This is a genomic window from Lysinibacillus sp. CTST325 (genome assembly GCF_054665055.1).
The window spans coordinates 183,327-202,566 of sequence record NZ_BAAFHO010000006.1; the positions used below are offsets into that span (position 1 = coordinate 183,327).

The following is a 19,240-nucleotide window of genomic DNA, read 5'->3' on the forward strand; positions in this document are numbered from 1 at the left end:
CGGCGGAATCACTTTACACATTAGCGTGAATAGTTGCTAATGTCGAACGATCTGCTTTTTTCACTAGTTCCACAATTAAAGCTTTTGCAGCTGCATAGTCATCAATATGAATAATTGAAGCAGATGTATGAATATAGCGTGAGCAAACACCAATTACTGCACTAGGAACACCGTCATTTGCCGTATGCACACGTCCTGCATCCGTACCACCTTGTGATACAAAATATTGATAAGGGATATGATTCGTTTCCGCAGTATCTAAGATGAACTCACGTATGCCTCTATGTGTAACCATCGTACGGTCAAGAATACGTAATAATGTCCCTTTTCCAAGCTGACCAAATTGATTTTTTTCTCCTGACATATCATTTGCAGGTGAAGCATCTAGAGCAAAGAATAAATCAGGTTTAATCATATTGGCGGACACTTGAGCACCTCGCAGACCAACTTCTTCCATTACATTGGCACCTGAATATAAATGCGAGGCTAATTTTTCACCTTTTACTTCTTTCATCAATTCAATCGCCAATCCACAACCATAACGGTTATCCCAAGCTTTGGCCATAATTTTTTTCGGATTCGCCATTGGCGTAAATGGGCAGACAGGGATAATTGATTGACCTGGACGAACGCCAAGTGCAATTGCATCTTCTTTATTGTCCGCGCCAACATCTATTAGCATATTTTTAATTTCCATCGGTTTAGAACGTTCAGCATCTGTTAATAAATGTGGTGGTATTGATGAAATTACGCCAGGAATCGCACCATTTTTAGTAAATACTTCAACTCGTTGCGCTAGCATAACCTGGTTCCACCAGCCACCTAATGTTTGAAAGCGGATCATCCCGTTATCAGTAATAGAAGTAACCATGAATGCCACTTCATCCATATGACCAGCAACTAACACTTTTGGTGCATCAGCAACTTCACTATGCTTCACACCAAAAATACCCCCTAAATTATCCTGAACGATCTCATCCGAGTACTTTCCCAACTCAGAACGCATGAACGCACGTACCGCATGTTCATTACCCGGCGCGCCTGGTAATTCTGTTAGTGTTTTAAATAATTGTAGTGTTTCCTCATTCATGATGACTCTCTCTCCCCACGAAGTAGAATATTCTTCCTTGCCATTATAACATATTTATCTAATTTCAGCAGAAAACTCCCATTTTTCAATGAGTAGCTAGATAAAGGAGAGCGTAATTCATCCTCAAAGTTTACCCCAAATTTGCTATGTGCAAAGGCGAGACACCCGTGCAATTTCCAAGTTCGAAATATTGATACATTTCCTAAAAAGTGCTAAAGTGTGAACGTGCATTCACTCTGTATGCTATGTTAAAATGGAGCTATAGAAAAAGGAGGAAAAAAGCATGAAATTACGTGATTTTTTAATTGGTGTTGCTACTGGCCTAGCTGCCGCAGTCATTGTTAAAGAAGCAAGTGAAAAGGTTTCTCCGTATGTACCTGCAGGACAAGTACTCGAAAACATAAAAAAGGAATTTAAAAAAGATTCACCGATTGACGGTTCTTGGATTTTTATGAAAACAGATAATTTCTCAAACGGTATTATGACTATTCCTGTATATCGTGGAGGTATCTCTCGTATGAATGAGGGCGAAATGCAAACATTTGAATTTGCTGCTGACGCTCGCTCAGGCGTTGTAGTAGAGCTACAAGAAGTTTAACCTTACTCAGCAATATGTGAAAAAAATTATAGAACCTTACACAAGAAGCCATCTCATTTATTTGAGACGGCTTTTTTGTACGGAGTTATTTTATTTACTAAGTAATGTGGTTGATTGGAGTGGAGACTGGACGACTCCTTGGGGATCAGCGATAGAGGAACGAAGGCTAAGAGCATCACATCCTGTGATAACGCCTTCGTGACCAACATCCTGTTGGCCCAAGCGGCTCATCGGACGCCCCCAGGAAAGCGCCCAGTCGGAACGAAAATCAACCTCTCGCTTTGCCGAAGAGCCATACTTTATTTAATAGGGTCTTATAGTTTTTCAACAACTTGAAAAAACCATCTCAGTTAGTTGAGATGGTTTCTTTGTTTTACTCAGACAATCCTTTATTGTTGAAGTATTTTTTATATTTTCGATAATAATTTAAGTTATTTAACGTTAGCTTCACCCAACGTTTCGCATTCATATCTTGATTAAAGTAAAGAGAATTTGTATATTTCCCTTCACGAATTAATTTTTTCGCTTCTAGCTTAAGCTTTTCATTTGATGCATATTTAAATAGAACACCCTTAGGAATGATCATCCATAAATGCTTGTCCTGAACATAAGTTACTTCCTGTTCAATATTTAACATATGGTCATCAGCTACATATTTCATTAAATTATGACCACTTGCTGTTACATAATAACTAGAGCGACCATTACGTAAGTTAATTTCAAACAACTTATACTGTTTGTCACGCATATCGTATTTCATATCGAAGTTAGCAAAGCCTGTATAACCGATATCCTCTAAGAAGGAACGAACTTGATCCATTAATTCTTTATCGTATGTTGTAACAATTGCTGCATAACTACCGATTCCTTCAGGTGAATGCTCTTCTAAGATTGGGTTTCCTAGACACATTAGCTTCACTTTGCCATCTTTCCCTACATACGCATTTAATACACGCATATACGAATCATCACCTGGAATGAATTCTTGAATAATCATTGTATCCTGATAAGTTGAGCTATAGATTGCTTTTAAAATAGCTGTTTTTTCCGCTTCATCATTCGCAACGAAAACTTTTTTCTTACCTGGGAATTTACATGCCCAATATTCCACCGAGTTCGATGCCTTTAAAATAATTGGGTAATCAAATGGTGGTGTAAAGTTTTCGAAATTGTCTGCTGTTACAGTCGTCGTCCCTGGATATTTAAAATCGTACTTATCACACATTTTATAGAAATTTTCTTTTAATAAAATTTCATCCATAAGTGATTCATCAATGTATGGTACTGTAAAATGCTCCTGCAATGCTGGCTTATTTTTGATAATAAGCTTTGCATAATCATCTCCACAAGCTAACAACAGTAGTTTTTTATCAGAATATTTTTTGGCGACCTTTGCAAGTGCAGGTGCAAATACATCCTGTTCATTTAAGCGATCAATCTCTTCGAAATTTATGATATGACTGTCTTGCGTTGCCGTTAAATGTGAACGTCCTAATACAAGTGGTTTAATACCATATGCCTCATAAAATGCACGTGCCATACCATATGCATTCATATCTGATCCTAGTAATACTGGTAAAAATGGTTGCTCAGTTGCCATGTATATTTCAACTCTCTTTTGTGTTTTAGTATAGATTTTAGTGTATCATACTTTCCAAGATGTTCACGAAAAAAGTGTCAAAAAAATGGGGTAAAGATAATTAAGCTCTTCACCATAAGGTCTGGTTTCGTTCCGACAGTTTAACTCCAATAATTTATATGCATGGCATACGTTTGCCTAAACATCAATTGCTGAAGTGCCGTTTTATCGCTATAAGTTAGAGTGACATGTCGGAGATACATACTATGTGAAGCGTTTGATTGGAGTGGAGACTGGGCGACTCCTCGGGGATTAGCGATAGGGGAGCGAAGGATAAAACCATCACGTCCTGTGATAACGCCTTCGTGACCAACATCGTGTTGGCCCGAGACCCTGGAGCGAGCAACGCGAGTGAAGCGGCTCATCGGACGCCCCCAGGAAAGCGCCCAGTCGGAACGGAAATCAAACCCTAGTTTTGCCAAAGAGCAATACTTTATTTAATTACCGGAATTTTGTTGACGCAATAGTTTTCAACACGATGAAAAAAACGTGCGAACACAAAAGGTTCACACGTTCTATTAATTAGAATGTAATAACAGCTTGTCTGCTACGTTCTAGCTTATCTACAATTTCTTTACCTGTTTCATCCCATTTAATCATGCGATAATACGCATCATGGTAGAAGATAAAGCCGTAGCCATTCGCAAGTGCTTCTTTCATTATACGTTCCTTCGCATAGACACTCGTCATTGGATAATCGTCATATGCTAAAACCCATAATGGATTTTGGTGTGCATGTGTTGGCATAATATCTGCCATATGCAATAATACCTCGCCATTTTGAGTTAATTTTATAATGGCATGTCCATCACTATGACCACCTGTATGGATCATCTCAATACCCGGAGCTACCTCTAACGTACCTTCATACGTTTCTATTAAGTGCTGAACTGGCTCCCAGTTTTCTTTCCAATACGTATTTTTCGAGCGAACATTTGGCTCACGCATTTCATCCCATTCGATTTTCGTTACGAAGATTTTGGCATTCGGGAATGTTGGTACAAGGACATCATCTTCCCATTGCGTTAAACCTCCAGCGTGGTCAAAATGTAGATGCGTCATTAATACTGCATCTATATCAGCTGTTGTTAACCCCAGTTCTTGTAAGCTAGCCGCTAATGTTGATTCCTCAGTTACTCCAAAGTTTCGTAGCTGTTTTTCATTTAATTTGTTAAAGCCAACACCAGTATCAACAAGATAGTTTTTGCCACCATATTGAATTAAAATCGGCTCGGTTGGTAGCTCGATTTGATTTTTTTCGTTGACCGGATATTTGCGTGACCAAAGTGGTTTTGGTACAACGCCAAACATAGCACCGCCATCAAGGCAAGTGACACCCCCGTTTAGCCATGATAATGACATATTATGAAACTTTAACTTATCCATCCATACTCCCCCTATTTAGTAAAGAATTGCGATTCTAGACGATAAATTGGCTGTCCTTTAGCAGAAAATTTCTCCTCATATTCAGTCATAACATTATCCTCAGGCATATTCGCATGTAGGTCGAGTGATACATACTTTAGTAACATACCATATTCAGACATACTCATTAATGAATACTCAAACAAACCACGGTTGTCCGTTTTAAAATGGATTTCCCCCTCATCCACTAAAATCGACTCATATAATTTCAAAAAATCCCCGTGCGTTAAACGTCGCTTAGCATGGCGCGTTTTTGGCCAAGGATCTGAGAAATTCAGATACACACGATCTACATCATTTTTTGTAAAAAATTTATTTAAATCTGCGCCATTTACTTTTAATAGTCGTAAATTCGCTGGAGATTTAGCCTCTATAATTTTTTCCAATGCACAAACAATGACACTGTCATAAAGCTCAATGCCAATATAATTTATATCCGGATTTTGTAAGGCCATACCTGTGACAAATTGCCCTTTCCCAGTACCTACTTCAATATGTAGTGGGTTGTCATTTCTGAAAACAGCCTGCCAATTTCCTTTAAAGTCTTCAGGATTTGGAACAATCACCTCTGGATGACTCGTAATCATTTCCTCCGCCCAAGGCTTATTTCTTAATCTCAATTTTTTTCCTCATTTCTTTCTCATGAAATTATTGATTTTTTATAGTATAACGTATAACCATAAAATTCGCATGAAATTATTGCGAAATGATATTTTAGTGATGGGCCATTTTCAATGCTTCTCTGATATAACCTGCCAAGCATCACATTGCACTGTACAATGAATCCTCGTTCCCTCTCTAATTTCTCCAATATAGTTACCATCCGTATGACAATCAACGTTATTTGCTTGCACGAAAATATTAAATTGATTGCCTTTTAAAAAAGTAACCTCTTTAAATTTTGTATGCTTTTCAAAAAAAACCGTGCCAAAAACTAGTAGCAATTTAAGGCGTGAAATACCGTGAACGATTGTTATTTCGACTAGTCCATCATCAGGTTTAGAGGATGGGGAAATTTTCATACCCCCTCCGAAATAAGGTTGATTGCTCATCGCAACAAACCATGCCTGCTTAAATTGCCATTCTTGATTGTTTGTACGAATAGTTACATCAAAACATCTAAAGCTAAATAGCCCTCTTACAACAGCCGCAGCATAGGATAGCTTGCCGAGCCCGATTTTATTGAGGTAAAGCTTCAAACGGGATTTATTAATCCGTTTTGTGACAAATGCATCGAAGCCCACACCAGCATTATTGACAAATATTTCGTGCTGTTGCTCTCCAAATTGAACGACACCAACATCCATTGGGAGATTAGCCATATCATTTTGTATATAGCTTTCAATTTGAAAAGCATTTTGAAATGTAGTAAAGTATCGGGCGAAATCATTCCCGGAACCAGCACGGACTACACCAATAACTATAAATTTATTATGTACAACGCCACTAACAATCTCATGTATTGTGCCGTCACCGCCAACAATAACAATTAATTTTTTGGTTTGAGCATTTTGCGCCCAATTTTTTGCAAGTTCCTGTCCATGCCCCTCATATTCTGTAAAAGCGACTTCATAGTTCATTGTTAATTGTTGTTGAAGGTGATGCCAAACTTTCTTACCTTTGCCGTGCCCTGCTGCTTCATTCACAATAAATAATACTTGCATTCACTAATCCCCGGCAGGTTGAGAAGATTGCTTCCAAATATCTCGATTAAAAGATGTTGTTTGTACGTTATTTAAAATTGTTTGAGAAGCACGAATTTGCATATGTTTCATAGGAGAGGATACTTTCTTTAACTGCTCCATCCACTCTCCATAATTTCGACGATCTACAAATTGAATTCCGTAAGGTGACCCTGGATAATCGAAATAGCCATTCTTTGTTAAAATAACCTTACGAATCGGCATATTTATATCATCCTGCATAAATAATTGAGTTAATACAGACTCCATACGATTTAAACTTATCATTGGATTAAGGACTTTTGAATCCTTCGTTCCTACTTTTTTTATCCAGAATCGCTCACTGCCTCCCACATAAACTGCTTGATTTTCTGCTTCCAGCACTGTTATACAAATACATTCTGTCGGTGACATTAGTACGACATCAAGCTCTATGGGTGCTTTTCTTATTTGTAAGATAGGATAATAAAAAAGCAAATAATTGTCCGGTAATTTTTGCAATAAATCTCGTAGTAAGGGATCACGCATAAAACGAGGATCTACATACGACTTTTCACGTAATGTTGAACTTGCCCATTTCATTTGGAAATGGAAAAATTGATCGATAAACATTCGTTTTAATTCATGAATAGATTGTGGTGCGTAGACAATTTTTGGTTCAAATGTTAAAGTCGTTTCTTCTTCAGGTATACTGTCTTCATCACTTACTAGTTCATTCGATATTTCTATCTGTTCAACGTCCTCATTTTCTTCCTTCTGACGACCTGCAAATATCTTTTTGAATAAAGAGAATCTCTCTTTTTCTGCAAAAGAATCATTTTCTGAATCGTCGTCGGTATGTTGCCACTCACTAATTTCTTCTCCTAACTCCCACTGTCGCTTAACACGATCCCATTGACTTTTCTTTAAGCGTACAAATTGAGTTGGATATCTTGCTAAATCAATCTGATAACGTGAAATATAATCTTGTATTTTCACCAATTGTGCCATGTTAAGGTCACTCCAATCTTACTCGCCTATATCTAATTTGCTAATTTCCCTACTACTGCATGGAAGGCAAATCGAAGTATCAATTTTCTCCTTGGCATAATGTAGTTGTAGCTGCTGTTGTCGCTACAAAAAAAATTACTAAATAAAGATAAATAAACATTTGCATTCATTACATCGACATTTGCTCTTTAACTTTAAATTCCGATAGCAATCATTCTACAACTGCATTCATCCTTTTTATTTTACATGACGTTTCAGGATAAAACATCCATAATTTGTTCTATTAGAAAAAGAGAACTACCCTAGTTTAGGTAGTTCTCTTAAAGGATTTATTTATTTCGCATTAATAGAAAGCGGTAATTTCGCTTCGAATGCTTGCTGTAATTTACGAGTCCATTCCCCTGGAACTCCAGCACCAATTTTGTTACCATCCACATCGATAACAGGTGTTACTTCAGAAGATACAGATGACACAATTACCTCATCCATTGTTAATACATCAGCCTTCGTCATTGGTTCTTCAATAACTGGTAAATTAATTTCCTCAGCACATTTTAAAATAACTTGGCGTGTAATACCGTTTAAAATGAAGTTATTTGCAGGGTGTGTATAAAGCTTACCATCTTTAATGCCATAAACATTTGCTGATGAACATTCTGTTACGATGTCACCACGATGTAAAATAGCTTCATAGCAGCCTTTTTCAGATGCTTCCTGTTTCGCCAGTAAAGCACCTAATAAATTTAATGATTTAATATCACAACGTAACCAGCGAATATCCTCTACAAAGGTAGCTTTAACACCTTTTTCAAAGTTTTCATACGAACGTTCGCCAGCTTTGACATTCCCTGTTAATACAGCCGGAACACTTGCATCCGGGAAAATATGATTACGAGAAGTTGTACCACGTGTAATTTGGAAGTAAACATGACCCGTTTCCAAATTATTTTTTTCGATAAGATCGTGTAATAATTTGTGTAATACGTCTTTAGTATACGGAATGACAAGACGAATTTTTTCGGCACTCGCATAGAAACGATCAATGTGTTCTTGTGCTGTGAACATGTTTCCGTTATAAACTTTAATTACTTCATAAATACCGTCACCAAATTGGTAACCTCTGTCTTCTGGAGATACTGCAATTGATCCTTCTTCAACGATTTGATCATTCCATAATGAATATGCCATGCTTCGTTCATCCTTTTCATATTTAATTTATTTGTTTCCTGCAAGTTCAACAATTGCTTCAGCATAAATTGCTGTTGCTTTTATGAGATTTTCAATAACGACAAACTCATCCGCACGATGCGCTACATCAGGTTCACCCGGGAACAGCATGCCAAATGCCACACCTTTTTTCATCACACGTGCATACGTACCACCACCTGTAGAAAGTAAAGGCGTTTCATAATCTCCTGTTTGACGTCTATAAATATCGGCTAAAGTCTGGATAAATGCATCGTCCTCGCTTACATAATGAGGCTTTGAGTCATCTTGAATATCTAATGAAAATCCTTTTGCCACAGCTAAGCGTTGTGCTTCCGTGATTTTTTCATCAAACGGATATGTGACAGAATAGCGCATGCTAATGACCATGCTACCACCTTTAGTGACATCATAAGTTACAATGCCTGGATTCAATGTAGTTTTACCAGACATTTCGTCCTCAAATTGTAAATCAAGTTTGTTACCATAATGGTCTTGATAAAAAACATCTGCGGTAAAGTCGACAAATTGTTTACTTGCCTCTGTCGTCAACTCTTGTTGTAAAAATGCTGTAAGATAAACAGCTGCATTGACACCTTTTTCCGGCTCCATTGCATGGGCTGCCTTACCTTTGATAGTTATTATATAGCGAGAACCCTCTATTAATAAAGAGCCTTCTAGCTGATTTTTGCTTAAAAATGTGTGAAAATTCTGTTCGAATTGTGGGGAAACAAACTGAACTGTTGCTTTTGCAAAATCAGGTACCATATTTGGTCGCTTTCCAGCATTAAATAGTAATAGCTGTTCTTTCGAAGCATCGCCAGTTTTATTTTGAGAGAACACTAGCTCTGCAATGCCTTTTTCAGCATTGATGAGCGGGAAATCCGCATCTGGAGCAAAACCAATCGTCGGCATTTCCTCATGTTTAAAATAGTGGTCGACACAGCGGAAGCCTGTTTCTTCATCCGTACCAATTATCATACGTACTCTTTTATTAAGCTCAATGCCTGCATCTTTGACAAGTTTCATAGCCATCCATGCCGCAATTGTTGGTCCTTTATCATCTATTGCGCCACGAGCAAATAGCTTACCATCTGCTACAGTGCCGCTAAAGGGTGGGTATGTCCAATCTGTTTCATCACCAACTGGTACTACGTCAACATGACATAAAATACCTAATAAATCATCGCCTTCACCCATCTGTATGTGACCTGCATAATTATCAATATTTTTAGTTTGCAGTCCTTCAACTTGGCCCTTTGCTAATAACCATTCAAGAGCCTTTAGTGGACCATCGCCAAAAGGTACTTCAGTAGTGATCGTATTCTCATCAAGAACACTATCTATTTGCACAAGCTCCTGTAACTCTTGTATCAATTCATCTTGCCTTTCCTTTGCAGCTTGTAACCAATCCATACGATGTACCTCCTTCAATGTATTAACATTATTCTACTCTTTACAACATAAATTACAATCATCTTTCTAACAACTTTTCAAAATCTTACTTCGGACACTACCACATATAGCACGTTTTTCACTTATTCCCACAAAATACAGTATAAATTTTATGTCTTAATTGTAAATTTCCCTTGCATTCACTAGAAAATCGACTTACTTTTCTATATAATGAAGTTATCAGAATGATTTTTCTGAATATAAAATTAGAAAAGGGGATGTCTAAGGCAGCTACTTATTAGCCTAAGTGCACTCCGCACATATTGTCGTCCGCTAGTCTTTGCCAAGAGAATTAAGATGAAGGAGTGGTTCATTTATGAAACCAACTACTGATCGAATGCTTAATCGTATTAAAGACGTGTACATGTTTATTTTAGACAAAGGAACCGTGTCTACACAGGATTTAGTCGAAGAGTTTAGTATCACTCCTCGCACCGTTCAAAGAGATTTGAACGTGTTAGCCTTTAACGATTTGGTGATGAGTCCAAGTCGAGGCAAATGGACAACGACGAAGAAAAAAGTAAAAATGACGTCTTAGTTTTTACGTGTAACACGTAAAGCATCTTGTATGGAAAAAGAATGACCTTTCGTCGTGGTCATTCTTTTTTTGTTTTCTACTATTTTTTGATTCCCCACAATTTCTCAAGCTTCCAAGTAAATTACCTCTCAAAAGATTGCGATTACTTTTAGTGAAATTTCCACTAATCATGAAATTCATTATTTATGGTATTCATCATCAAAAGTTGAGGATAACATTATTTTAAAAGTATGCCATGTATAAAAGTTGATTGGAGTGGAGATTTGGCGACTCCTTCGTGACCAACATCCTGTTGGCCCAAGCGGCTCATCGCAAGCCCTCAGGAAGCTTTGCTCTGTGCGAAAGCGAAGCGGCAGCAAATGTTTTCTGTAGCGAAAGCAAGGAGGCAGCTACAATTGTTTTATCTGTGCGAAAGCAGAGCGTCAGCGGCAAAGCGCCCAGTCGGAACGGAAATCAACAACACGTTATGGTGATGAACTTATTTATACAAAGCCCTATATTTGCTAAAAATTCATGTATTTTTATTACAATTTGGTTTGTCAGCGTTATCTTTAAATGTTTTTCGACTATTTACAATTGTTTAACAATCCGTTAAAATCGAAACACTCTACATTTTGAGAGGAGGATTCTATGAAACTTCCCAAACTGTTTCATCCACTAGTTTGGATTATTTTAGGAGGAACTATTTTCACACGTATTGCAAGTTTTATGGCAATGCCCTTTTTAGCAATTTACTTACATAATGAGATTGAAGCATCCCCTTTACAAATAGGTTTGACGATTGGTATTGCACCGTTAATCTCCACTGTAGGAGGGTTCTTTGGTGGTTATTTAACTGACCGATTTGGTAGAAAAAACGTCATTTTGCTTACCATTATTGTTTGGAGCATTGTGTTCTTTGGCTTTGCAACAGCACAAACGATTTGGTTCTTTGTAGCATTGAACGCCCTTAATGGCTTATGTCGATCCTTCTTCGAACCCTCAACACAAGCATTAATGATTGATTTTACTCCTGCTGACAAACGAAAAAGGTTGTTTTCATTTCGTTATACAGCCATTAACATAGCCGCTGTTATCGGCCCTATTATTGGTGTTTATATTTCTCAATTGTCCAGCCCAAGTATTCCATTCATGCTGACAGGAACTATGTATATTATTTACGCCGTATTTTTATTTTTCGTTTTAAATCGCTATGAAATGCAACAACCAAAAGCTTCAACACCAACTAAAATACTGCAAACCTTTACGATTCTATTAACAAATCGTGTACTATTAAGCTTTATTTTTGGGGCAATTTTAATAAATATTGGTTACTCTCAATTTGATTCAACATTGCCACAAATTATTGAACTTAAAATTGAAGATGGTGCCAAGCTCTATTCTCTACTAATCTCGCTAAATGCAGCAGTTGTGTTATTACTACAATTACCGATTAGTATACTTTCAGAACGTTTTTCATCGACAGCTACTCTCTTAGTAGGGATTCTGTTCTTCGCGTTTGGTCTTTTATTATTCGGCTTCTCAAATAACTATCCGTTCTATATTATCGCTATGATTATATTCACGATTGGTGAAATTTTTGCCTTTCCAACTATGAATGTCATGATTGATGAAATTGCGCCTGATACACAAAAGGGAACCTATTTAGGAGCAGCTCAATTTAAAAATTTAGGGGGCTTTATTGGGCCAATTATTGGCGGGTGGCTGCTAACACATTATATGAACGTAATGTTTGCGGTCATTGCAGTTCTAGTTTTATGCAGTTGTTTATTTTATAGATCAAAGCTTAAGACGCACCAGAAATAAAGTGAAACTTATCGGGCTTTTACAGATATTAACTTCTGACAAAAAAATCGCTCCATTTCTATATGTGAATCTCAAGCATATCAATTATGCCTCGGCAAATTGCGTCCGGAGACTTTAACTTCTTGCTTGGACTCACTTATAAGAATGGAGCGAGCATATAATTTTATCCTTAAAAATATAAAGTGGCTTTAGCTTTCTTCATTAGCAGGAGCCTCTTCATAACTGGTGTATTGGTCTTTACCAGCATTTTTCGAATGATACAAAGCCTTATCTGCACGCTCAAATAAGCTTCTTTCTGACTCGTCTGGATGAATGCAAATGGCACCGCCCATACTGACTGAAAGTATAGACCATCTATCAGTAGAAACTTGATCCTCACACTTCAAGTGATGAATTTTCTCCAAAATAGAATTTGCTAATTTCCCAATACATTCATCCTTCGTGTCATATAAAACAATTGCAAATTCATCTCCACCAAATCTTACAACAAAGCCATTTTTCCCTACTTCTTGTTTTAAAGTTCTTGCTGTTTCAATCAGAATTTTATCACCTTCAACATGTCCAAACCGATCATTTACTTGTTTAAAATTATCTAAATCTAACAGCAATAAACCAGGTTGATTCGTCTTCCTTTGTCTTAATAACTTATCCATTTTACTAATATAGGTAGCACGATTATAAACATTTGTTAAAGGATCATATGTTGCAAGATGAATCGTTTTAGAAAGGAGTTTGTTGATGACTAATAGCATGATGAAAGAAGTTACTAAGGCAATACCAAGCAATACTCGAAACTGCTTTGTATTTTTAGTTAGCGCTCTCATTTCTGTGAAATTACCATATTTCACATATACAACTCTTTTAGAGGATTCTCCCCGAACTGCTTCAGCTTCGTATGGTATAAAACGGTATTTTTCGATATAACCATTTTTAAACTCCGTTTGATATTCTGTTGGCTTCATCGTTTTTTTCGCTAGCTCAAAATGCTCTTGAAACATTTTCGATTTATCATTTACAGTTATTTCATGAGATTTAGAATCATCAAAGAAAATCCCACCCGCATTTATCGTTTGTACTTCTAACAAATCTGCATATTTATCTATTAGATAGTCAGCAGTCTTTCCGAAGTTAAAAGTTTGGAATACAGGATCATCAAGTAAATCTATACCTACCTCAAATAAATATTTCTTGTCAGGTGTTGCTAAATAACCAAATTTTCGATATCCCCCAGTAGTTGTTGAAATATCTATACCATCAGTGTAATATTGCCCGCTTGCTCGACGTTCGTCTAGTAAAGTAGAAAAACGGTGGCAGCATTGAGAAAAATTTAAACCTTTATCTTTTTCAAAAGTTGTATAAATTACGGTATTTGATTGGTCGAGTATGTACACATCCATTCCATTTTCGCTTTTTATTTTCTGCAAATCCCACTTCGCTATATATGGATTTTCTTTATAATAAGTAATTAGTTTTCGTAGTACCTCTTCCATTTTGTCAGAGAGATTTTTATCAAAATAAAAATGTGCATTATCTACAGCCTGCATATCTTTAAGAATATGATTTTCAATTAATGTTCTATTCATGACTTCTTGTTTTTTCATATCTTCGGTAAGTATTTGCCTATTAACGTAAAAAATCACACCAACTAGTATTAATGCAAAGGCAATTAAAGATATTAATAATTTAATTCTTAAGTTTTTCATTAACTTGTCCTCTACTTATTTTCACTATCATATTTTCTGAAACATTAAGAGATTTATTAGTACGATAGACTAAATAACTTTCACACAAAAGTTATATTAATTATACAGTTACTGGTATAACTATGTATATAAAAAATGCCTCGATACTAATCTATGTTAGCATCGAGGAATTCTTTAATCCCTATTTTGTAAGTAAGCTAGTTCTTCAGCCGTTAATTCTCGATATTCACCTAATTCTAGACTGTCATCTAGCTTTAGGCTGCCCATCGATAGGCGTTTTAAATACGTTACACGTTTACCAACAGACTCAAACATACGCTTCACCTGATGAAACTTACCTTCTTGAATCGTTAACTCAATTTCTGATTGCTGAGCAGATTTTAATATGATGAGCTCTCCTGGTTTTGTTACATAACCATCGTCTAGCTCAACACCTTGAGCAAATTTCTCACTGTCTTCCTCAGTCACAATTCCTTCTATTAGTGCATAGTAAACCTTAGGCACATGTTTTTTTGGGGACAACAAATTATGTGCTAATATGCCATCATTTGTTATCAACAATAATCCCTCTGTATCTTTATCTAGGCGACCTACAGGGAAAGGCTGAAAATGTTGATGTAGAGGATCTAACAAATCGATGACAGTTTCATCTCGTAAATCTTCCGTTGCAGAAATAACGCCAGGAGGCTTATTCATCATAAAGTATACAAATTCTGTATAGTTCACACGTTCACCAAATACGGAGACATCCTGCTTGTCAGGATCAACATGTAATGCTGCATCCTTCGCATATGCGCCATCTACTGTCACTGCTTTTTGCTTTAGAAGCTGCTTAACTTCCTTGCGTGACCCGTAACCCATATTCGACAGTAATTTATCTAAACGCATTAGTACCTCCTATTTAAACCCCAGTTTGTTTGTAATTCTTGTCAATCGTTCACCAAGAAGCTTTTGTGCTAAGCCTAGGCGTAAAGATAAAAAGCCATATACTGCTACACCTACTCCAGCACAAATAACAGAATAAACTAATGCAGAGAATTTACCACTTACTGGTCCCATTAATAACACTAAAAGTTTATGAACGATTAGTACACTTACCGCCATTGCCGCTGTCAAAAGAGAAATGAGCATGACACGACGAATAACCATTTCTGATTTATAGTTCAGTGTTTTTCGTAGCACAAGCATATTAATGATAATTGAAACACTATAGCCAATAGCTGTAGCAAGAAGTGCGCCATCTGCCTCCATCCAACGAATTAACGGAATGTTAATCGCTAGCTTGACGAAAATTCCAGTTAATAAGCTTAAGACAATCCACTTTTGGAAGTCAATGCCCTGTAAAAGAGCTGCTGTCACTTGGAATAATGCAAATAAAATAGCAACGGGTGCATAATGGGCTAAAATCATAGCCCCCATCTCGCTCTCAGTATAGAGCATAAAGTAAATTTCATTTGATAACAATGAAATTCCAACTACCGCAGGCAATGTAATAAAAATTAATATTTGATATGTTTTATCCATTGCGTGTCGTAGCGATAAATATTCACCTTGCGTAAAGTACTTTGTAATCGTCGGTACTAGTGCCGACGAAAAACCTGTAGCTAACATTACTGGGATAATGACAACCTTTTGTGTTGTAAAGTTAATCATTGATAAATACTTATCCGTTACTTCCGCTAAGCCTATAGATATCATAGCTCCATTAAATGTTAGCATATCTACTAATTGGAACAACGGATTGGCTACGCCTACAAATACCATTGGAATTGAATACGTAATTACTTCTTTGTATATGTTGGACATTGGTAGCTGTGTAGACGTCACACTTTGGCTGCGCAGTAAATCAAATTCAGGTTGATACTTCTTCCAATAATAATAAAGTACTAGCAACCCACCAATCGCCCCAATAAATGCAGCAAATACCGCAAAGGAAACAGCTGTTTCTGGTTTCCCTTTGAAAACTACTACAACTAAGAAAGAACCACCCAATAATACAACAATACGAACAATTTGCTCCACTAACTGAGAAACCGCTGTAGGCTCCATTTTGTCATAGCCTTGGAAAAATCCACGCCAGAGGCTCATAAACGGCACGACAATTAACGCAAAACTAACCCAGCGAATAACTGAAGCAATTTGCTCTACCGTAAATGCCTGTTCATCACTTTTAATAACAAGCCCCGCTATTGGCGTAGCTAACATAAAGAGAACAATAAACGCCGCTAACCCTGTAGACATCATAATAAGTATGCCTGATTTCAAAAGCTTGCGACCTGATTGATAATCACCCATTGCATTGTATTTAGAAACAAACTTGGATACAGCAATTGGCGCACCTGAGATGGCTATTGCTAGCATTATCGAATAGGGAATATATGCATATTGATAGAGGGCAACATTTTCCTCACCCACAATCGCATAAAAAGGAAAAATATAAATTAATCCGAGCACTTTCGATAAAAACATTCCCATTGTTAATATCGCAGTACCTTTCATTAAATTGGACATCGTACCCATCCATTCATCGTAAAGTCAATATTTTCATTGTCATAACACTTATAAAATATTTGCTGTTAAAGGTATTTGTTTCAGTACAAGCAGAGCAGTTCTTTCTGCTACCTGAGCAGTTTTACTGGATACTTGAGCGATTTCTTCCGCTACCCGAGCAGTTTTACTGGATACCTGAGCGATTTCTTCCGCTACCCGAGCAGTTTTACTGGATACTTGAGCGATTTCTTCCGCTACCCAAGCAGTTTTACTGGATACCTGAGCGATTTCTTCCGCTACCCGAGCAGTTTTACTGGATTGTTTCAAAAGCAGTCATATCAATGATGCCTCGGCATCATTCCGTGACATCCGCCGGAGGCTTTAGGCCAACACGATGTTGGTCACTCAGTCGTTGCCACAGGACGTGGCGTTCTTAGACTGAGTTCCTCTATTTCAGCGTATGTTTAGACACTCACTGTAAGAAGTTAAAAAATAGCTTTCTTTACTGTTCAAACCTTAATACTACCGCCAATAAACAACTAGAAAGCATAGCATCGCAAAATATTAAATAAGTAAACCAACTGTAATCTTAACATATTTATAGGTAAACAGACGCACAAATACATTAAAAAGTTCTAGAGCTCAAAAAAAATAGTGATTGTGCCCTTCTCACGGAAAGTAGAAGGCTCAAAATAATCGGTGGAGATTAAGAAAACCCCCACCGATTAAAGCTACTTCTCTATTACATATCTACGAAAAATTGTTTATACCATACTAAGAACACATAGGCTGTCCAAATATAACGTCCACGATTAGCTTTTTCTTCATAGTGCTCATCTAGATAACCTACTAATTGTTTTGTATCAAAGAATTCATTGGCAAAGTCAGTTGTAAACATTTCTTTTACCATCTTATAATACTTTTCTTCACGTAACCAGTGACGAATTGGCACTGGGAAGCCAAGTTTTGGACGTTTTGCCCATTCTTCAGGTAATTCCTGATGTGCAGCTTGACGAAGAACGTATTTCGTATCAATGTCATTTACACGATATTTTGATGGAATGTTTTTCGCTAATTCCATCACTTCTTTATCTAAAAATGGTACACGTAATTCGATAGAATGAGCCATACTCATTTTATCTGCTTTTAATAAAATATCGCCTGGCATCCAAAGATTTAAATCAAGATACTGCATTTTAGTAACATCATCATCACCTGGAACCTCATCGTAAATACGTTTTGTAATCGATTTTACAGATGGACCATTTTTATAGTCTGGTTTCAAGACATTTAATGCATCTTCTTCGTCCCATACAACCGCTTCCCCAATGAAGCGTTCTTCTACGGTTTGACCACCTTTAACAAGGAAGTGTGTATATTGATTTTTAGGTAACGCCTCTGCTAAGCCACGTAACGCTTTACGAATACCAAATGGAACTTTCTCATACTTTTGCATTTTGCCAGAGTTTTGGTACCATGAGTAACCACCAAAGATTTCATCCGCACCTTCACCTGAAAGTACTACTGTTACATCCTTCGACGCTAACTCAGAAAGGAAGTAAAGCGGCACAGAAGATGGGTTCGATTGTGGCTCGTCCATGTGCCATTGAATTTTTGGTAATGCTTCAAAACACTCATCTGCCGAAATATATTTACGCTCATTTTGAATGTTTAATGTATCAGATAAATCTTTTGCTAAATTTGTTTCATTAAACATATCCTCGTAGTCAGAGAAACCAACAGAGAAGGATTTATCAGGGCGTAATAATGAAGTAATATAACTTGAATCAATACCACCTGATAAGAAAGAACCAACCTTTACATCACTTATTTGATGCGCATCTACTGATTCTCTTACTGTCGTACGAATTTCTTCTACATATTTTTCAATTGGAGCTTCTTTTGCATGGAATTTTTTATCCCAATACTGCACAATTTGCTTTTGCCCATTTTGAATAAGCATATAGTGTGCTGGTTGTAATTTGTACACACCTTTAAAGAACGTTTCGTCCATTGAAGAGTATTGGAACGTCAAATAAGGACGTAGCGCATTTTTATTTAATTCTTTAATAAATGCTGGGTGTGGTAAAAATGATTTGATTTCTGAACCGAAAATAAAAGTACCATCTGTTGTGTTTTCTGTGTAATACAGTGGCTTAATACCAAAGCCATCACGAGCGATGAATTGTAAATCATTCTTTTTATCCCAAATACAGAATGCGAACATTCCGCGAAGCATTTTGACAAATTCTACTCCGTATTCAACATAACCATAAATAATAACTTCACTATCAGAGTGTGTTTTAAAGTTATGACCTTTTTCAACCAAATCCGCACGTAGCTCTTGGAAGTTAAAGATCTCTCCATTAAATACGAGAACGATGTTACCATCCGCACTGTATAACGGCTGATTTGCCACGTCTGATAAGTCGATAATACTTAATCGACGGAATCCTAATGTTACTTTATCATCACTGTGAATCCCACCGCTGTCTGGTCCACGGTGAATAATTGTATTCATCATATTTTCGATCGTTTGATGATGATCGATCACATTTGTTCCATTAATATAGCCTATAAATCCGCACATTCTATTTTTCACCTCATAATTTAGTGCT

At 36.9% G+C, this 19,240-nt stretch carries 18 protein-coding genes; 3 read left to right on the forward strand and 15 right to left on the reverse strand.

Going from position 1 to position 19,240, the window contains the following annotated elements:
* Nucleotides 1–13: 13 nt before the first annotated feature.
* Nucleotides 14–1,090, reverse strand: coding sequence for a M42 family metallopeptidase (locus ACYQ73_RS15895; protein WP_460013387.1), 1,077 nt, complete (start codon nt 1,088–1,090; stop codon nt 14–16).
* A 283-nt stretch (nt 1,091–1,373) separates the two neighbouring features.
* On the opposite strand from ACYQ73_RS15895, the gene ACYQ73_RS15900 reads away from it, so the two are divergent.
* Nucleotides 1,374–1,688 carry a hypothetical protein gene (locus ACYQ73_RS15900; RefSeq protein ID WP_142508747.1) on the forward strand — a complete coding sequence of 105 codons (315 nt, stop codon included), beginning with the start codon at nt 1,374–1,376 and terminating at the stop codon, nt 1,686–1,688.
* Between the two features lie 90 nt (nt 1,689–1,778).
* On the opposite strand, the gene ACYQ73_RS15905 is transcribed toward ACYQ73_RS15900, so the two are convergent.
* The 9 genes from ACYQ73_RS15905 to pepV all read right to left on the reverse strand — a co-directional run bounded on the left by ACYQ73_RS15905 (nt 1,779) and on the right by pepV (nt 10,046).
* Nucleotides 1,779–1,919 (reverse strand): hypothetical protein, encoded by a 141-nt coding sequence (locus ACYQ73_RS15905; RefSeq protein ID WP_460013388.1) that lies wholly within the window; start codon nt 1,917–1,919, stop codon nt 1,779–1,781.
* Nucleotides 1,920–2,061: 142 nt separating this feature from the next.
* Entirely contained in the window at nt 2,062–3,288 is a 1,227-nt protein-coding gene (locus ACYQ73_RS15910) for a carboxylate--amine ligase (protein WP_460013389.1), read from the reverse strand.
* A gap of 140 nt (nt 3,289–3,428) precedes the next feature.
* Nucleotides 3,429–3,692 (reverse strand): hypothetical protein, encoded by a 264-nt coding sequence (locus ACYQ73_RS15915; protein ID WP_460013390.1) that lies wholly within the window; start codon nt 3,690–3,692, stop codon nt 3,429–3,431.
* Nucleotides 3,693–3,849: 157 nt separating this feature from the next.
* Nucleotides 3,850–4,713, reverse strand: a complete 864-nt coding sequence (locus ACYQ73_RS15920; RefSeq protein ID WP_460013391.1) for a YtnP family quorum-quenching lactonase — start codon at nt 4,711–4,713, stop codon at nt 3,850–3,852.
* An 11-nt stretch (nt 4,714–4,724) separates the two neighbouring features.
* Entirely contained in the window at nt 4,725–5,372 is a 648-nt protein-coding gene (gene trmB / locus ACYQ73_RS15925; RefSeq protein WP_460013392.1) for a tRNA (guanosine(46)-N7)-methyltransferase TrmB, read from the reverse strand.
* A 111-nt stretch (nt 5,373–5,483) separates the two neighbouring features.
* The gene (locus ACYQ73_RS15930; RefSeq protein WP_460013393.1) at nt 5,484–6,416 is read right to left on the reverse strand and encodes a diacylglycerol/lipid kinase family protein; all 933 of its coding nucleotides are present in this window, start codon (nt 6,414–6,416) and stop codon (nt 5,484–5,486) included.
* A gap of 3 nt (nt 6,417–6,419) precedes the next feature.
* Complete coding sequence (locus ACYQ73_RS15935; RefSeq protein ID WP_460013394.1) at nt 6,420–7,424, reverse strand: nuclease-related domain-containing protein; 1,005 nt, start codon at nt 7,422–7,424, stop codon at nt 6,420–6,422.
* Between the two features lie 333 nt (nt 7,425–7,757).
* Nucleotides 7,758–8,612 carry a D-amino-acid transaminase gene (dat, locus tag ACYQ73_RS15940; protein ID WP_460013395.1) on the reverse strand — a complete coding sequence of 285 codons (855 nt, stop codon included), beginning with the start codon at nt 8,610–8,612 and terminating at the stop codon, nt 7,758–7,760.
* A 27-nt stretch (nt 8,613–8,639) separates the two neighbouring features.
* Nucleotides 8,640–10,046 carry a dipeptidase PepV gene (gene pepV / locus ACYQ73_RS15945; RefSeq protein ID WP_460013396.1) on the reverse strand — a complete coding sequence of 469 codons (1,407 nt, stop codon included), beginning with the start codon at nt 10,044–10,046 and terminating at the stop codon, nt 8,640–8,642.
* A gap of 355 nt (nt 10,047–10,401) precedes the next feature.
* Between pepV and ACYQ73_RS15950 the strand changes: the two genes are divergently transcribed.
* Both ACYQ73_RS15950 and ACYQ73_RS15955 read left to right on the forward strand, forming a co-directional pair.
* A complete protein-coding gene (locus ACYQ73_RS15950; protein ID WP_036118795.1) occupies nt 10,402–10,623 on the forward strand; it encodes a DeoR family transcriptional regulator in 222 nt (73 codons plus the stop codon).
* Nucleotides 10,624–11,253: 630 nt separating this feature from the next.
* Nucleotides 11,254–12,429 carry an MDR family MFS transporter gene (locus ACYQ73_RS15955; RefSeq protein ID WP_460013397.1) on the forward strand — a complete coding sequence of 392 codons (1,176 nt, stop codon included), beginning with the start codon at nt 11,254–11,256 and terminating at the stop codon, nt 12,427–12,429.
* A 188-nt stretch (nt 12,430–12,617) separates the two neighbouring features.
* Here the strand turns inward: ACYQ73_RS15955 and ACYQ73_RS15960 are convergent, their stop codons facing one another.
* From ACYQ73_RS15960 to asnB, 5 genes are all read right to left on the reverse strand, one after another.
* A complete protein-coding gene (locus ACYQ73_RS15960) occupies nt 12,618–14,132 on the reverse strand; it encodes a GGDEF domain-containing protein (protein WP_460013398.1) in 1,515 nt (504 codons plus the stop codon).
* Nucleotides 14,133–14,306: 174 nt separating this feature from the next.
* The gene (locus tag ACYQ73_RS15965) at nt 14,307–15,020 is read right to left on the reverse strand and encodes a pseudouridine synthase (protein ID WP_460013399.1); all 714 of its coding nucleotides are present in this window, start codon (nt 15,018–15,020) and stop codon (nt 14,307–14,309) included.
* A 9-nt stretch (nt 15,021–15,029) separates the two neighbouring features.
* Nucleotides 15,030–16,643 (reverse strand): putative polysaccharide biosynthesis protein, encoded by a 1,614-nt coding sequence (locus tag ACYQ73_RS15970; protein ID WP_460013400.1) that lies wholly within the window; start codon nt 16,641–16,643, stop codon nt 15,030–15,032.
* 48 nt (nt 16,644–16,691) lie between these two features.
* A complete protein-coding gene (locus tag ACYQ73_RS15975) occupies nt 16,692–16,949 on the reverse strand; it encodes a hypothetical protein (RefSeq protein ID WP_460013401.1) in 258 nt (85 codons plus the stop codon).
* 415 nt (nt 16,950–17,364) lie between these two features.
* Nucleotides 17,365–19,212, reverse strand: a complete 1,848-nt coding sequence (gene asnB / locus ACYQ73_RS15980) for an asparagine synthase (glutamine-hydrolyzing) (protein WP_460013402.1) — start codon at nt 19,210–19,212, stop codon at nt 17,365–17,367.
* Nucleotides 19,213–19,240 lie beyond the last annotated feature (28 nt).

What these genes read in the sequence shown, in the direction of transcription:
- ACYQ73_RS15895 (WP_460013387.1), bottom strand. Translation starts at nt 1,090, where the DNA reads ATGAATGAGGAAACACTACAATTATTTAAAACACTAACAGAATTACCA.
- ACYQ73_RS15900 (WP_142508747.1), top strand. Translation starts at nt 1,374, where the DNA reads ATGAAATTACGTGATTTTTTAATTGGTGTTGCTACTGGCCTAGCTGCC.
- ACYQ73_RS15905 (WP_460013388.1), bottom strand. Translation starts at nt 1,919, where the DNA reads ATGAGCCGCTTGGGCCAACAGGATGTTGGTCACGAAGGCGTTATCACA.
- ACYQ73_RS15910 (WP_460013389.1), bottom strand. Translation starts at nt 3,288, where the DNA reads ATGGCAACTGAGCAACCATTTTTACCAGTATTACTAGGATCAGATATG.
- ACYQ73_RS15915 (WP_460013390.1), bottom strand. Translation starts at nt 3,692, where the DNA reads ATGAGCCGCTTCACTCGCGTTGCTCGCTCCAGGGTCTCGGGCCAACAC.
- ACYQ73_RS15920 (WP_460013391.1), bottom strand. Translation starts at nt 4,713, where the DNA reads ATGGATAAGTTAAAGTTTCATAATATGTCATTATCATGGCTAAACGGG.
- ACYQ73_RS15930 (WP_460013393.1), bottom strand. Translation starts at nt 6,416, where the DNA reads ATGCAAGTATTATTTATTGTGAATGAAGCAGCAGGGCACGGCAAAGGT.
- ACYQ73_RS15935 (WP_460013394.1), bottom strand. Translation starts at nt 7,424, where the DNA reads ATGGCACAATTGGTGAAAATACAAGATTATATTTCACGTTATCAGATT.
- dat (WP_460013395.1), bottom strand. Translation starts at nt 8,612, where the DNA reads ATGGCATATTCATTATGGAATGATCAAATCGTTGAAGAAGGATCAATT.
- pepV (WP_460013396.1), bottom strand. Translation starts at nt 10,046, where the DNA reads ATGGATTGGTTACAAGCTGCAAAGGAAAGGCAAGATGAATTGATACAA.
- ACYQ73_RS15950 (WP_036118795.1), top strand. Translation starts at nt 10,402, where the DNA reads ATGAAACCAACTACTGATCGAATGCTTAATCGTATTAAAGACGTGTAC.
- ACYQ73_RS15955 (WP_460013397.1), top strand. Translation starts at nt 11,254, where the DNA reads ATGAAACTTCCCAAACTGTTTCATCCACTAGTTTGGATTATTTTAGGA.
- ACYQ73_RS15960 (WP_460013398.1), bottom strand. Translation starts at nt 14,132, where the DNA reads ATGAAAAACTTAAGAATTAAATTATTAATATCTTTAATTGCCTTTGCA.
- ACYQ73_RS15965 (WP_460013399.1), bottom strand. Translation starts at nt 15,020, where the DNA reads ATGCGTTTAGATAAATTACTGTCGAATATGGGTTACGGGTCACGCAAG.
- ACYQ73_RS15970 (WP_460013400.1), bottom strand. Translation starts at nt 16,643, where the DNA reads ATGTCCAATTTAATGAAAGGTACTGCGATATTAACAATGGGAATGTTT.
- asnB (WP_460013402.1), bottom strand. Translation starts at nt 19,212, where the DNA reads ATGTGCGGATTTATAGGCTATATTAATGGAACAAATGTGATCGATCAT.